The following is a 13471-nucleotide window of genomic DNA, read 5'->3' as shown; positions in this document are numbered from 1 at the left end:
GCGCCCCCGACGCGATCCGGCCCGCCCCGCCGAACGGCACCCCCAGCGGTGACCCGTCCGGCGGGCCGGCGCCGGCCGCGCCGCCCCCTAGGCGCCCGCCCTGCGGACCGCCGCCACCGCCTTGCGCGCCGCGACCTGGACCGGGTCCCAGACCGGGGAGAACGGCGGGGCGTAGCCCAGGTCCAGGGCGGTGATCTGCTCGACCGTCATCCCGGCGGTCAGCGCCACCGCCGCGATGTCCACCCGCTTCGCGGCGCCCTCGCGGCCCACGATCTGACAGCCCAGCAGCCGGCCCGTCCGGCGCTCGGCCAGCATCTTGACCGTCATCGGCGCCGCCCCCGGGTAGTAGCCGGCCCGGCTGGTCGACTCGACCGTCACCGTCACGAACCGCAGCCCCACCGCCTCCGCGTCCTTCTCCCGCAGTCCCGTGCGGGCGATCTCCAGCGAGCACACCTTGCTGACCGCCGTCCCCACGACACCGGGGAACGTGCCGTACCCCCCGGCCACGTTGGAGCCGATGACCTGACCGTGCTTGTTGGCGTGCGTGCCCAGCGGTATGTGCCGCTCCCGGCCCGAGACCAGGTCCAGCACCTCGACGCAGTCGCCGCCCGCCCAGATCTCCTCGCGGCCGCGCACCCGCATCGACAGGTCGGTGAGCAGACCGCCGTACGTGCCGAGCGGCAGCCCGGCCTCACGCGCCAGCGTGGTCTCCGGTTCCACGCCCATGCCCAGCACCACGACGTCCGCCGGGTACTCCGCGTCCCGCGTGGCCACCGCCCGCACCCGGCCCTCGCCGTCCGTCCGGAACGCCGTCACCTCCGCGCCGCCGACCGTGGTGATGCCCAGGCCGTCCATGGCCTCCCGCACCAGCCGCCCCATGTCCGCGTCGAGCGTGGACATCGGCTCCTCGCCACGGTTCAGCACGGTCACCTCGTACCCGCGGGTGAGCAGCGCCTCCGCCATCTCCACCCCGATGTACCCGGCGCCCACCACGACCGCGCGCCGCCCGGGGGTGCCGTTGAGGCCGCTCAGCGTGTCCAGCAGGGCCTGCCCGTCGTCCAGCGTCTGCACCCCGTGCACGCCCGCCGCGTCGACCCCCGGCAGGGACGGCCGCACCGGACGGGCGCCGGTCGCGATCACCAGCCGGTCGTAGCCCTCCCACGACTCGCCGCCCGACGCCACGTCCCGGACCCGCACCCGGCCGCGGTCCACGTCGATCCCGGTCACCTCGGTGCGCAGCCGCAGGTCGATGCCGCGCTCCCGGTGCTGCTCCGGGGTGCGGGCGACGAGCCGGTCCGGCCCGTCGACGTCACCGCCGACCCAGTACGGGATCCCGCACGCCGAGTACGAGGTGAAGTGCCCCCGCTCGAACGCGACGATCTCCAGCTCCTCCGGCCCCTTCAGCCGGCGCGCCTGGGACGCGGCGGACATGCCCGCCGCGTCCCCACCGATGATCAACAGTCGTTCTCGTCCCAGCTGTCCCATGCGGAACACGCTACGACGCGGCATCCCCCGAATCCGCCCGTTCCGCCGTCCGCCGCCGGGCCGTCCGCGGCCGGACCAGCCACCGCCACCCGGCGTACCCCACGAGGAGCACCGCCGCCCACGGCGCCACCGCCAGCAGCACGATCGCGGCCCACTTCGCCGTCGACACCAGCGCGTTCCAACCGCCGCTCAGCGCGTCACCGAAGCCGGGGCCGTCGTCCTCCGGCTCGGCGGCGGGCCTCTCGCGCTCGTTCAGGTGCAGCGTGATCGTCGCCAGCGCCGTACGGTCCTTCAGCGCCGCCTGCTTGGCCAGCAGCGCCTCCAGGTCCGCCTGCCTACTGCTCAGCTGGCCCTCCAGGGTCACCACGTCGCTCAGCTTCGTCGCCCGGTCCATCAGCTCCCGCACCCGCGCGACGCTCGCCCGCTGGGTGGCGATCCGGCTCTCCACGTCGACCACCTGGTCGGTGACGTCCTCGGCCGCCGCCTTGCGTGACAGCAGCTTCCCGGCGCCCGCGAGCTCCTTCAGCGTCGCGTCGTACGCGGACTGCGGCACGCGCAGCACGATCTGCGAGGTGACGTGGTCGTCGTCGACGCGCTCCGTCGTCTCGTCGGCGACATGGCCGCCCGCCGCCTCCGTCACCGCCCGCGCCTTCGCCAGCGCCGCCGTGGCGTCCGCGACCTCCACGGACAGCACCGCCGTGCGGATCACGTGCTGCCGCTGCCGCTGTTCCGGCGCGGCGGTGGCCGCCGGGCCGGCCTTCGCGTCCGACCCGGTCCCGTCCGACCCGGTCCCGTCCGACCCGGTCCCGTCCGACCCGGTCCCGTCGGACGCCTTCCCGTCCGCGCCCGACCCGTCCGCCGCGTACCCCGGGCCCGGCCGGCCGTCGGCGGCCTTCTCGCTCCCCGCGGCCCGGTCGTCGTCCGACGCCCCGCACCCCGCGAGGGCGAGCGACGCGGCGAGCAGCACGACCGCGAGCCGATGATGACGAGATGTGCGCATGATCCCCCCGGTTTCCCTGGCACTGTGTGCCTGTTGGACGTGCGGAGCACCCGGCCGGTTGCCGGTCCACGGCTCACGAACCGGTCACGGTCGGGACTCGGAACGGGGTTTGAGAGAGTGGGGACATGAACGCGGACACAGGCGCCACCTCCAGCAGCGGCCACGTCGTCGTCATCGGCGGCGGGATCGCCGGCCTCGCCGCCGCCCACCGGTTGGTCACCGCCGGGCGGCGCGTGACCCTGCTGGAGGCCACCACCCGGCTCGGCGGCAAACTGCACACCGGCGAGATCGCGGGCGCGCCCGTGGACCTCGGCGCCGAGTCCATGCTGGCCCGCCGCCCCGAGGCGACCGACCTGGCCCGCGAGGTCGGCCTCGGCGACCGCCTCCAGCCGCCCGCCACCACCAGCGCCGCCGTCTGGACCCGGGGCGCGCTCCGCCCGATGCCCAAGGGGCACGTCATGGGCGTCCCCGGCGACGCCGCCGCCCTCGGCTCACTGCTGTCCCCCGAGGGCCTGGCCCGCATCGAGCGCGAGCGGGACCTGCCCCCCATCGACCCGGCGGCCCTCGGCGACGACGTGGCCGTCGGCCGCCACGTCGCCGACCGGCTCGGCCGCGAGGTCGTCGACCGGCTCGTCGAACCGCTCCTGGGCGGGGTGTACGCGGGCGACGCCTACGCCATCTCGATGCGCGCCGCCGTACCGAAACTCTTCGAGGCCGCCCGCGCCCACGCCACCCTCACCGACGCCGTCCGCTCCCTCCAGCGGGCGGGCGCGCAGCAGACCGGCCCCGCCTTCATGGGTATCGCGGGCGGCATCGGCACGCTCCCCGGCGCGGTCGCCGCCGCCATCACCGCGCGGGGCGGCGAGATCCTCACCGACGCGCCCGTCCACGCCCTCACCCGGACCGCGGGGCGCGGCTGGGACGTCCGCACCGGGACGCGCGTCCTGCACGCCGACGCCGTGATCGTCGCGACCCCGGCCTGGTCCGCCTCCGAACTGCTCGCCGCCGAGTCCCCGGCCGCCGCCGCCGAACTGGCCGCCGTCGAGTACGCGTCCATGGCCCTGGTCACCCTCGCCTTCCGCCGCACGGAGGCCGAGGGGGTACTGCCCGCCGGCTCCGGCTTCCTGGTCCCGCCCGTCGACGGCCGCACCATCAAGGCGTCCACCTTCTCTACCCGCAAGTGGAGGTGGACCGACGAGGCCGCGGGCGACCTCGTCGTCCTGCGCACCTCCGTCGGCCGGTACGGCGAGGAGGAGCACCTGCACCGCGAGGACGCCGACCTCGTCTCGGTGTCCCTGACCGACCTCCGGGAGGCCGTCGGACTGACCGCCCGCCCCGTCGCCACCGAGGTCACCCGCTGGATCGGCGGCCTGCCGCAGTACCCCGTCGGCCACCTCGCCAGGGTCGCCCGCATCCGGGACGCCGTCGCCAAGCTGCCCGGTCTGCGGGTCTGCGGGGCCGCCTACGACGGCGTCGGCATCCCCGCGACCATCGCCGACGCACGGCGCGCCGCCGACGAGATCATCGCCACGCCCACCCTGGCGCAAGGCACCCAGAGCGACGAGCGAGAATAGCCCTATGAGTGCGCCCGAAAAGATCCCGAACGCCGGTAAGAAGGCGAAGGACCTCAACGAGGTCATCCGCTACACCCTGTGGTCCGTCTTCAAGCTGCGCGACGTCCTGCCCGAGGACCGGACCGGCTGTGCCGACGAGGTCCAGGAACTCTTCGACCAGCTCGCCGCCAAGGACGTCACCGTCCGCGGCACGTACGACGTGTCCGGCCTGCGCGCCGACGCCGACCTGATGATCTGGTGGCACGCCGAGACCTCGGACGCGCTCCAGGAGGCGTACAACCTCTTCCGCCGCACGAGGCTGGGCCGCGCTCTGGAGCCGGTGTGGTCGAACATGGCGCTGCACCGCCCGGCCGAGTTCAACCGGTCGCACATCCCGGCGTTCCTCGCCGACGAGACGCCGCGGGACTACGTCTCGGTGTACCCCTTCGTGCGCTCCTACGACTGGTACCTGCTGCCCGACGAGGACCGGCGCCGGATGCTCGCCGACCACGGCAAGATGGCCCGCGGCTTCCCGGACGTGCGCGCCAACACGGTCGCCTCCTTCTCCCTGGGCGACTACGAGTGGATCCTCGCCTTCGAGGCGGACGAGCTGTACCGGATCGTCGACCTGATGCGTCACCTGCGCGCCTCCGAGGCGCGGATGCACGTACGGGAAGAGGTCCCCTTCTACACCGGCCGGCGCAAGTCGGTCGCGGATCTGGTCGCGGGTCTCGCCTGAGGGCCCTGACCTGACCGACCTGGTGACGGACGGGCGCGGCGTCCTCGACGACCGCCGCCCGCACGTCGCCCACCGACCCGGAAGATCAGACGGCGGGCCCGCGCGCCCGCCGCTCCAGCGACACCGGGTCAGGCTCCGGGTGCGGCGCGCCGAACGGCGCGCCGCACCCGTGTCCGTTCACCGGCCCCCGCGCTGCCCCGGCATGAGCGCCGCCCGCAGCGCCGGGTCGTCCAGGGCGCGCACCCCGCCGATCGCGACGGCGGCGAGCGGGTCGCGCCGGCTCACCTTCGTCAGCAGGCTCTGCCCGGCGGGAGAGGCCCAGCGGGTGTAGGGGTGCACCTCGACGCGCGCGATGACCAGGCACCCGAGCGTCAGGACCAGCGGCAGCGCGAACCACGTCAGGGCGCGGGCGTCCGGCGCGTGCCCGGCCGGGAGCAGCAGCGCGGTGGCCGCCGCGAGCACGACGGTCAGCACCGCCGCGCGGCGCACGCCCCGCAGCGCGGCCGTGATCGCGGACCGGGAGCACTCGGGGACGGCGAGCCCCGACGCGACGAGCCGGTCGGCGAGCGCCCGTACGGCGTCGGCGGCCGACGCACCGGCCCGTACCGCCGCTATCCGCGACTGCCCGCCCGGCCCGATGGCACCGATCACGGAACGCTCCACGTCGTCGGCGCCCTCCGGGTCGTCGTCCACGACGGTCGCCCAGCCGGTGTGCGCCAGCCACAGCCGCCGCCGGCGGTGCATCGACACCAGCGCCAGGTCGGTCACCCGCTGCGGGCCGCCGGCCAGGAAGGCCGCCTCGTACAGGCTCAGTTCACGGTCACGGTCACGCTCGCGGTCCGCGGCGGATCCGCCCGCCGGCGGCTGGGCGGCCTCCACGGCGGCGAGGCAGAGCCGGGCGCAGCTGACGGCCGCCGCGGCCCACGTCACCAGCAGGAAGGGGACCCAGAGCATGCCGGAGTTCTACGCGAAGCGGTGGGCCCGGCGCCACGGGTTTCTCACCATGCGGACGAGTTCCGGCCACGGCGGCCCGGTCAGTCGCCGCCGCCTCCGCCCCCGCCGCCGCAACTCGACCCGCCGCCGCAGCTCGACCCGCCGCCGCCACCACCTCCGCCGCTTCCGCAGCTCGAACCGCCGCTGCACGCGGAACCGCCACCGCCGCCACCGCCTCCGCAGCCGCCACCGCAGCTCGACCCGCCCGTGTCGGCGCTCGCGCACCACACCACCACCGTGGCGGTGCTCAGGTCGTCCGTACCGCCTCCGCCGCGCCTCCGGTCGTACATCCGTGCCGCGGCCACCAGTTGCTCCCGCAGGACCGGGTCGGGCAGGGCGCGCAGGCCGTGCAGCGCCACCAGGTCGCCCGGCTGGGTCAGATGGGAGTGGGATCCCCGGTACAGGGCAAGGGCCCGGCGGCCCGCTCCGGTGAGGCGGCGGTTGCCGGCGGCACCGCAGAACAGCGCGATCAGCAGACCGGCGAACAGGGCGGGCAGCACCTTGACGACGAACGGGAACGGCATGCCGTCCACAGGGTCGAGGGTGGCGTACTCGGCGACCGTCGCCGCGATGGAGGCGAAGAAGAGCAGGAAGCAGGCCACCGCCTGGGCGACGCTCCACCGGCGCCAGTAGCGCCCGGCGGCGCGCGGCACGATCAGCCCGCGCTCCGCGAGCCGGTCGCCGATCTCCTGGACGGCCGGGTCGCGCATGGCGGCGAGCCGCACCGTGTGCAGGGCGCCACTGGGGGCGGCGGCCAGTTCCCGCAACACGGCGCGCTCGACGGCGTCGTGGGCGACCGGGCGGACGACGTGCACGATGCCCGGCCCGCCGACGGCCACGCGGCCGTCCGAGGCGAGCGCGGCGAGGGCGGAGTCGACGACCCGCGCGGGTCCGCCGTTCAGGAACGCGGCCTCCATGCGGTAGTGGATGGAGCCGCCGGGTCCGCGGCGCGACGCAACCAGCCCGTTGACCAGCAGGGCCGAGGAGACGGCGACGGCGACGTAGAGGAGCAGTGCGACGACGTTCACGCGGCCCGCCTCCCCACCAGCGCGGCGCGGGCGGCACGCACCAGGCGCCCGGTCCGGCCCGGCGGCCGCGCCCCGGCGCGTTCCTGCCACCACGTGGTGAGCCGGCGGCGGGCGACCGGGTCCTCCGGCCGACCGGCGATCAGGAGGTGCTCCGCGAAGTCGAGCGCGTCCCGCCGGTAGCCGCCGCGCATGGGGCGGGACGCGGCGTAGGCGAGGAACGCGGGGCGGTACCCGCCGCCGAGGATCTCCGGCAGCTCGGGCGCGACCCTGGCGACCACCCCGGCCCGCTTGGCGGCCAGCGCGCGGGTCTGCACCCGCAGCCGCGCGCGGTCGAACCCCTCGGGCGCCGGAGTCCCGGCCACCAGCGCCGACAGCAGGGCGGCCTGCGCGATCCCCACCCGCTGCCGCACCCCCGCGTCCACGGCCCGTGTCCCCGGCGCCCCGACCGGACCGGCCTCCGGCGCGGGTGCGGGTGCGGGCGCCGCCACCGGGCCCGGCTCCGCCTTTGCCGGACGTATCGCCGCGCCCCGCACCGTCGCGCGGATCGCGGCGAGTTCGGCCGCCAGCTCCTCCGCGGGCGGGAAGTCGTCGTCCCGCTCCAGCAGCACGCCCGGCGGGGTGGCCCGGGAGGCGAGGTCGGACAGGATGTCGAGGACAGCCGGGGGCACCGGGTGGGCGTGGCTGTCGTGCCAGACGCCGTCCCGCTCGACGCCGCCGGCCACGTGGACGTACGCGATGGCCTCGACCGGCAGCTCCGCCAGGGCCTTCGCGGGGTCCTCGCCCCGGTTGACGTGGTTGGTGTGCAGGTTGGCCACGTCGATCAGGAGGCGGACGCCCGTGCGCTCCACCAGCTCGGCCAGGAACCGCCCCTCCGACAGTTCCTCGCCCGGCCAGGTGAACAGGGCCGCGATGTTCTCCAGCGCCAGCGGCACCGGCAGCGCCTCCTGCGCGATCCGCACGTTCTCGCACAGCACGTCCAGCGCGTCCCACGTGCGCGGGACCGGCAGCAGGTGACCCGCCTCCAGTGCGGGCGACGCGGTGAGCGGCCCCCCGGCCCGTACGAAGGCGATGTGCTCCGTCACCAGCGGCGCCCCCAGCGCCGTGGCCTTCGCGGCCAGCTCCGCGAGCCGCTCCTCGTCCGGCCGGTCCGCGCCGCCCAGACCCAGCGACACGCCGTGCGGGACCACCGTGACGCCCCGCTCGCGCAGCCGCAGCAGGGAGTCGGGGAGGTGGCCGGCGCAGATGTTCTCCGCGACCACCTCCACCCAGTCCACCCCGGCCAGCCCCTCCACCGCGTCCGCGATCTCCGGACGCCAGCCGATGCCGGTACCCAGTTCCCTCATGTCCCCCTCCTCCTGCTCGGTCGGAGGGGTAATGGCCCCGAGGCGGGCACCCCGAAACGGGAGAACCGCAGTTCAGAGCTTCATTTGAGGTTACGGGCGGTTCGTGTTGATGGCCGTGGGAGGGCCGGGCTGCGTCGAGGGGCGGGAGGTGAACGACTGGTCCGTCCCCGTCGGCACGGCCGGCGACGGAGCCGGCGGCAGGTTGCCGTTGGGCGCGGGCGGGCCGGACGGGCTCGCGGTCGCGTTGCCCGCCGCCTCGTTGGCGATCGCGTCGAAGTCGACCTTGCCCGTCGCCTCCAGCATGGTGATGTGGTCCAGCACCGTCTGGTTGGCGTCACTCGCGAGCTGCCGTATCAGCGCGTTGCGCGTGGTGTGCCGCACCTGGGCGACGAGCGCGAACACCTTGCCGTGCGCGTTGCGCAGCAGGTTGGCGAACTTCCGCTCGTACTCCTCGCCACTGGCCGCCGACAGCTCGCGCAGCCAGCCCTGCTGCTGCTCCGAGGGCTGGTTGGGCAGCTCCACCCCCAGCTTCGCCGCCACGTCCCGCGCCCGCTGGTCGAGGTCGGAGTGGCCGACGACCAGGTGGTCGCCCGCGTCCTTGATGGCCTGGCTGGGGGCCCGTTCGATGGCCTGCTGACCGGCCGGCAGCTCCCAGAGTCCCGCCAGCCGCACCTTCACCAGGAAATCGCGGTCGGTCGCCGACAGCGGCCCCCACTGGGTCGCCACGGTCGACGCGTTGAGGTTGGCCTGGCCGGTCCCCGAGCGGTCGGCGTACGACCAGACCGGGAACGCCAGCGCGCCGACGGTGACGACGAGGGCCGCGATGATGAGTGCCGAGCCGTTGATGCGTCGCAACAACAAGGTGGTGCCTCCCGAACCTGATGGCATTACTGGGAGGTACGTATACATGGAGGGGAACGTTCAGTTCGCGCCGCGTGGCAATTCCGGCCCCTCCCGACGTGCCGCGCGGGGGCCCGTCAGCGGTCGTCCCGCGGGAACGCGGCGACCACCGTGCAGGACCCGGGGGCGATCTCCGTGAAGCCCGCGTCCCGCACCAACGGCAGCCCGGAGGCGGTCAGTCGGGCCCACTCACCGGCATCGGCCGTGCGCACCGCGAGCGGGAATCCGGCGTCCCGCCAGGCCTTGCGGTCCTCCTCCGGCATGGCCCGCCACAGCAGTTGGGCGCCGTGGCCGACCTGAGCCATCTCCTTGCCGGTGGACATCCGCAGCTCCGGGTTGAGCCGGAGCAGCGCCTGCCCGGGGAGCGCCGCCGCCGGCTCGTCGGGGTCGTCCAGCTCGGTGCCCGAGACCTGGAGCTTGGCCAGCTCCTTGGGCCAGCCGTCCAGGGGGACGGGCGGGAAGACCCGTACCTCCGCCGAGGCGCCGGTGACCGTGATGCCCGGCAGCTGTTCCGCCCGGCGCCACTCCGCTCCCCGCGCGCGGCGCACCACCTTGCGGATCCGCGCGTCCTCCCAGGCGCGTACCGCCCCGGCCCACTCGCCGTCGCCGAGCGACCGGTCGTCCGAGAGCATCACCAGCACCGCCCGTGCGGCGGTCTCCAGCGCGTCGGTACGGGCCGGGGGCTGCGCGCGCTCGACGCGGACGACGAGGGGGAGGACGAACTGGGGGGCGTCGATGCTGGTCACCAGAACAGTCTGCCAGTCCCGCCGGGGCCCGTTCTTGGCGGAATGGGTAGTTCCGGGACACGATGCCCGCATGAAAAGCGATCTTTTCGCGTCCGAGAACATGGCGCAGCAGGCGACGGTGCCCGGTATGACCCTCCAGAACGCGAAGTCGGTCAAGTACGCCGTCAACGGTGAGATGCACGCCCGGCAGGGATCGATGATCGCCTATCGGGGCAACCTCCAGTTCGAGCGCAAGGGGCAGGGCCTGGGCGGCATGCTCAAGCGCGCCGTGACCGGCGAGGGCCTGGCGCTGATGGCCGTCCGCGGCCAGGGCGAGGCCTGGTTCGCGCACGAGGCCCAGAACTGCTTCATCGTCGACGTCGAGCAGGGCGACGCGCTCACCGTCAACGGCCGCAACGTCCTGTGCTTCGACGCGACCCTCTCCTACGAGATCAAGACCGTGAAGGGCGCCGGGATGACCGGCGGCGGCCTCTTCAACAGCGTCTTCACCGGTTACGGCAAGCTGGCCGTCATCTGCGACGGCAACCCGCTCGTCATCCCGGTCACCACCAACCAGCCGGTGTACGTGGACACCGACGCCGTCGTGGGCTGGAGCGCCCAGCTGAACACCTCGCTGCACCGGTCGCAGTCCCTCGGCTCGATGCTGCGGGGCGGGTCCGGCGAGGCGGTCCAACTGATGCTGCAGGGCGAGGGCTTCGTGATCGTACGGCCCAGCGAGCTGACCCCCGAGAAGGCGAAGCAGTCCTGAACCTGAGCGGTGTCGGCCGCCGTTACGGCCTGACCGGTCCCTGGGTGCTGCGGGACGTCGACCTCGACGTCCCCGCCGGCACCCTGGTCCGCGTCGTGGGCGCCAACGGCAGCGGCAAGTCCACCCTGTTGCGGCTGGTCGCCGGGATCGACGCCCCCTCCGCGGGGCGGATCACCGGCCGACCGCCGCGTACCGCGTACGTGCCCGAGCGCTTCCCGGCCGCGCTGCCGTTCACCGCGAGCGCCTACCTCCTGCACCTGGGCCGTGTCCACGGGCTCGGCCGGCGGGAGGCGGCGGCGCGGGCGGCGGCCTGGCTGGAGCGGTTCGGCGCCGGGGCGCACGCCCGCACGCCGCTGGCCGAGCTGTCCAAGGGCACCGGCCAGAAGGTCGCCGTCGCCCAGGCGCTGATGGCCGACCCGGACCTGCTCGTCCTGGACGAGGCGTGGACCGGCCTGGACGCGGCGGCCCGGGCGGAACTGGACCGCGCGGTGGGGGAGCGGGTCGCGGCGGGCGGCGCGGTGGTGTTCGTCGACCACGACCCGCGGCGGCTCGCGGGGGCGGCCGACGCCGTGCACGCGGTGAGCGGCGGCCGTCTCGGCCCCCGCCCCACCGGCCCGAACACCGTGCCCACCGGCCCGGACACCGTCCCCGCCGGCCTCACCGCCCCCGACGCCCCCGCCGACCCCACCGGACACACCGCCCGCTCGGACACCCCCGGCTCCGGGCCGTCGGTCCGCGTCACGGCGTCCGGCGGCCGGCTCCCTGACGGTCCGCTGCCGGGGCGGCCCGCCCGCGAGGACGGACCCGGCGGCAGCGTGACGTTCACCGTGCCGGCCACCCACTCGGACGCCCTGCTGCGGGAGCTGCTGACGTCCACCCCCGCGTGGCACATCCACCGGGTGGACCCCGCGACGACCACGAGCAGGACCCCGTGACGGCACTCCTCCGCTACCAGACCGCCCTGCTGCTGCGCTCCCAGCGGTGGCTCCCGCCGATCCTGCTGTACGCCGCGTTCCTCGTGATCGGCCTCCGCTTCGGCGAACCCGTCCTCGGCGCCCTGGGGTACGCCTCGGCGCCCCTGCTGCCGGTCACCGCCTGGCTGGTGCGGACCTGCCTCGACCAGGAGCCGCCGGCCGCCCGCGACGTCGCCGCGGCGGCGGCCGGCCGGACCCGGGTCCACCTCGCGGCGATCCTCGCCGGTGCCCTGGCCGCGGCGGTGCCGGGCGCGGCCGCCCTGGTGGCGGTCCTCGCCTCGGCCAGGCCGGTGGCGGCCGACGGGCGGGCCGCCGTCGCGCTGCCGTCCGCCGCCCTCGCCGGTCTGCTGACCGCGGTGGTCTGCGTCCTGCTGGGCGCGGCCGTCGGCGCGCTGCTGACCCGCCCGCTGGTGCCGTCACGCGGCTGGTCGGTCCTGGCCGTCACGGCGGCGGCGCTGCTCGCCCTGGTGACCACCGGGTCGCCCGCCCACCACGCGGTCTCCGCCCTGGTCTCCGGCAACCTCACCGGCACGGTCCCGCTGCCGCTGCTGCCCCTGGCCGGCGCGGTGGTGATCGCGGCGGCGGCCGTCGCCGGCGCCTGCCGTCTCACCGCCGTACGGGAGTGAGTACGCTCGTACGTATGGACGATTCGTACTGCGAGACGACGCCCTCCGGGGCGGCCGGGCCCGAGGACGGGCGGAAGGGCGGACCGCCGTACGCCGCCTGCGTCCAGTGCCAGGAACCGACCGAGTACCCGGAGTCGACGAAGGGCATCACCCTCTGCCCGGTCTGCGAATGGCGGGAGGCGGAGCGCACCGCCTGCTCCGGTTAGGGAGTGTCCGCACGGGACGCGCGCCACGTGCGGCGCTCGTCGACGTCCGCGCCCCGGTGGCCGTGCACGTTGCGCCGTACCCCGGGGTCCCGCAGGAAGTCGTGCGGGAAGCCCAGCGGCACCGCGCTCACCTCGTCGAGCCGTGCGACCGCCGCCGCGTCCAGGTCCACGTCGAGGCAGGCGAGGTTGTCGGCCAGCTGCGCGGGACGGGAGGCGCCGATGAGGGGCACGATGTTGCCTGGGCGCCCGCGCAGCCACGCCAGCGCCACCTGGGCGGGGCTCCAGCCGCCCTCCTCGGCGATCTCCAGGACGGCGGTGATGGTCCGTGCCTCCCGCTCGTCCTCCTGGACGCCCCCGGCGAGCCGGCCGGACTCGCCCCGCCGGTACTTCCCGGTGAGCTTCCCGGCCGCCAGAGGCGCCCACGCCATGACCGCCTGGTCGAAGGCGCGGGCCTGCGGCAGCAGCTCGCGCTCGGGCGTCCGTTCCAGCAGGTTGTAGCGCAGCTGCGACCCCGCGAAGGAGGTCCAGCCGCGCAGCTCGGCGACGGTGTTCGCCTGGGCGATCTCCCAGGCGGCCCAGTCCGACACCCCGAGGTAGAGCACCTTCCCGGAGCGTACGAGGTCGTCCAGGGCGCGCATGACCTCGTCGACCGGCGTGAACTCGTCCCGCGCGTGCACCCAGAGCACGTCGAGCCGGTCGGTGCGCAGCCGGCCGAGGCCGGCCTCCACCGACCGCACGAGGTTCTTGCGGTGGTTGCCGCCGGAGTTGGGATCGTCCGGGTCGGTCGCGCAGGTGTACTTGGAGGCCAGCACGAACCGGTCCCGGCGGCCCTCCAGCAGCTTGCCCAGGACGGTCTCCGAGGCACCGCCGCCGTAGATGTCGGCGGTGTCGACGAAGTTGCCGCCCGCGTCCGCGTAGGCGTCGAGGATGCGCCGGTCCACGCCCTCGTCGCCGCTCCCCATGGTCATGGCGCCCAGCGCCAGCTCGCTCACCCGCAGCCCGGTCCGGCCGAACAGTGTGCAGCGCACGGTGTGTCCCCTCGTCGCTCGGTCTCCTGACACACCGGACGCTAGGTCGTGTCCGCAAAGTCTCGCCTGGCCCGCGGCGCCCTGCACGCGCTCCCCCGGAGG

General features: G+C 75.2%; 14 protein-coding genes. 6 read left to right on the top strand and 8 right to left on the bottom strand.

What is annotated here, in order from left to right; genetic code table 11:
* Window positions 1-87 precede the first annotated feature (87 nt).
* Together A4V12_RS09205 and A4V12_RS09200 are read right to left on the bottom strand one after the other, a co-directional pair.
* Window positions 88-1485 (bottom strand): FAD-dependent oxidoreductase, encoded by a 1398-nt coding sequence (locus A4V12_RS09205; RefSeq protein ID WP_064068832.1) that lies wholly within the window; start codon window positions 1483-1485, stop codon window positions 88-90.
* A 10-nt stretch (window positions 1486-1495) separates the two neighbouring features.
* Window positions 1496-2485, bottom strand: a complete 990-nt coding sequence (locus A4V12_RS09200; RefSeq protein ID WP_064068754.1) for a DUF4349 domain-containing protein — start codon at window positions 2483-2485, stop codon at window positions 1496-1498.
* Between the two features lie 125 nt (window positions 2486-2610).
* On the opposite strand from A4V12_RS09200, the gene hemG reads away from it, so the two are divergent.
* Both hemG and hemQ read left to right on the top strand, forming a co-directional pair.
* A complete protein-coding gene (gene hemG / locus A4V12_RS09195; protein ID WP_064068753.1) occupies window positions 2611-4059 on the top strand; it encodes a protoporphyrinogen oxidase in 1449 nt (482 codons plus the stop codon).
* Window positions 4060-4063: 4 nt separating this feature from the next.
* Window positions 4064-4777, top strand: coding sequence for a hydrogen peroxide-dependent heme synthase (hemQ, locus tag A4V12_RS09190; protein WP_064068752.1), 714 nt, complete (start codon window positions 4064-4066; stop codon window positions 4775-4777).
* A gap of 177 nt (window positions 4778-4954) precedes the next feature.
* Here the strand turns inward: hemQ and A4V12_RS09185 are convergent, their stop codons facing one another.
* From A4V12_RS09185 to A4V12_RS09165, 5 genes are all read right to left on the bottom strand, one after another.
* Window positions 4955-5731, bottom strand: a complete 777-nt coding sequence (locus A4V12_RS09185) for a TIGR04222 domain-containing membrane protein (RefSeq protein ID WP_064068751.1) — start codon at window positions 5729-5731, stop codon at window positions 4955-4957.
* A gap of 80 nt (window positions 5732-5811) precedes the next feature.
* A complete protein-coding gene (locus A4V12_RS09180; protein ID WP_079136923.1) occupies window positions 5812-6798 on the bottom strand; it encodes a TIGR04222 domain-containing membrane protein in 987 nt (328 codons plus the stop codon).
* A complete protein-coding gene (locus A4V12_RS09175) occupies window positions 6795-8141 on the bottom strand; it encodes a DUF692 domain-containing protein (protein ID WP_064068750.1) in 1347 nt (448 codons plus the stop codon). Before A4V12_RS09175 ends, A4V12_RS09180 begins: the two co-directional genes overlap by 4 nt.
* 90 nt (window positions 8142-8231) lie before the next feature.
* The gene (locus tag A4V12_RS09170) at window positions 8232-8996 is read right to left on the bottom strand and encodes a DUF4142 domain-containing protein (protein ID WP_199831247.1); all 765 of its coding nucleotides are present in this window, start codon (window positions 8994-8996) and stop codon (window positions 8232-8234) included.
* Window positions 8997-9118: 122 nt separating this feature from the next.
* Window positions 9119-9859, bottom strand: a complete 741-nt coding sequence (locus A4V12_RS09165; RefSeq protein WP_064068748.1) for an aminoacyl-tRNA hydrolase — start codon at window positions 9857-9859, stop codon at window positions 9119-9121.
* Here A4V12_RS09165 and A4V12_RS09160 point away from each other — a divergent pair.
* The 4 genes from A4V12_RS09160 to A4V12_RS09145 are packed head-to-tail and all read left to right on the top strand — an operon-like array spanning window position 9858 to window position 12341.
* Window positions 9858-10535 carry an AIM24 family protein gene (locus tag A4V12_RS09160; RefSeq protein WP_064068747.1) on the top strand — a complete coding sequence of 226 codons (678 nt, stop codon included), beginning with the start codon at window positions 9858-9860 and terminating at the stop codon, window positions 10533-10535. The two genes, A4V12_RS09165 and A4V12_RS09160, sit on opposite strands and share 2 nt — an antisense overlap.
* A complete protein-coding gene (locus A4V12_RS09155) occupies window positions 10532-11470 on the top strand; it encodes an ATP-binding cassette domain-containing protein (RefSeq protein WP_064068830.1) in 939 nt (312 codons plus the stop codon). Before A4V12_RS09160 ends, A4V12_RS09155 begins: the two co-directional genes overlap by 4 nt.
* On the top strand, window positions 11467-12135 hold the full coding sequence (locus tag A4V12_RS09150) for a hypothetical protein (RefSeq protein ID WP_064068746.1): 669 nt from the start codon (window positions 11467-11469) through the stop codon (window positions 12133-12135). The genes A4V12_RS09155 and A4V12_RS09150 overlap by 4 nt, the downstream gene beginning before the upstream one ends.
* 14 nt (window positions 12136-12149) lie before the next feature.
* Window positions 12150-12341 carry a hypothetical protein gene (locus tag A4V12_RS09145; protein WP_064068745.1) on the top strand — a complete coding sequence of 64 codons (192 nt, stop codon included), beginning with the start codon at window positions 12150-12152 and terminating at the stop codon, window positions 12339-12341.
* On the opposite strand, the gene A4V12_RS09140 is transcribed toward A4V12_RS09145, so the two are convergent.
* Window positions 12338-13369: an aldo/keto reductase gene (locus A4V12_RS09140; RefSeq protein WP_064068744.1), complete on the bottom strand. Its 1032-nt coding sequence runs from the start codon at window positions 13367-13369 to the stop codon at window positions 12338-12340. The two genes, A4V12_RS09145 and A4V12_RS09140, sit on opposite strands and share 4 nt — an antisense overlap.
* Window positions 13370-13471: the final 102 nt, after the last annotated feature.

Source organism: Streptomyces noursei, from assembly GCF_001646665.1.
GTDB lineage: Bacteria > Actinomycetota > Actinomycetes > Streptomycetales > Streptomycetaceae > Streptomyces > Streptomyces lavendulocolor.
This window is presented reverse-complemented; position numbering and strand designations above follow the sequence as displayed.

Bases quoted from the DNA above. Each gene is read 5' to 3' on its own strand.
- A4V12_RS09205 (WP_064068832.1), bottom strand. From the start codon at position 1,485: ATGGGACAGCTGGGACGAGAACGACTGTTGATCATCGGTGGGGACGCG.
- A4V12_RS09200 (WP_064068754.1), bottom strand. From the start codon at position 2,485: ATGCGCACATCTCGTCATCATCGGCTCGCGGTCGTGCTGCTCGCCGCG.
- hemG (WP_064068753.1), top strand. From the start codon at position 2,611: ATGAACGCGGACACAGGCGCCACCTCCAGCAGCGGCCACGTCGTCGTC.
- hemQ (WP_064068752.1), top strand. From the start codon at position 4,064: ATGAGTGCGCCCGAAAAGATCCCGAACGCCGGTAAGAAGGCGAAGGAC.
- A4V12_RS09185 (WP_064068751.1), bottom strand. From the start codon at position 5,731: ATGCTCTGGGTCCCCTTCCTGCTGGTGACGTGGGCCGCGGCGGCCGTC.
- A4V12_RS09175 (WP_064068750.1), bottom strand. From the start codon at position 8,141: ATGAGGGAACTGGGTACCGGCATCGGCTGGCGTCCGGAGATCGCGGAC.
- A4V12_RS09160 (WP_064068747.1), top strand. From the start codon at position 9,858: ATGAAAAGCGATCTTTTCGCGTCCGAGAACATGGCGCAGCAGGCGACG.
- A4V12_RS09165 (WP_064068748.1), bottom strand. From the start codon at position 9,859: ATGCGGGCATCGTGTCCCGGAACTACCCATTCCGCCAAGAACGGGCCC.
- A4V12_RS09145 (WP_064068745.1), top strand. From the start codon at position 12,150: ATGGACGATTCGTACTGCGAGACGACGCCCTCCGGGGCGGCCGGGCCC.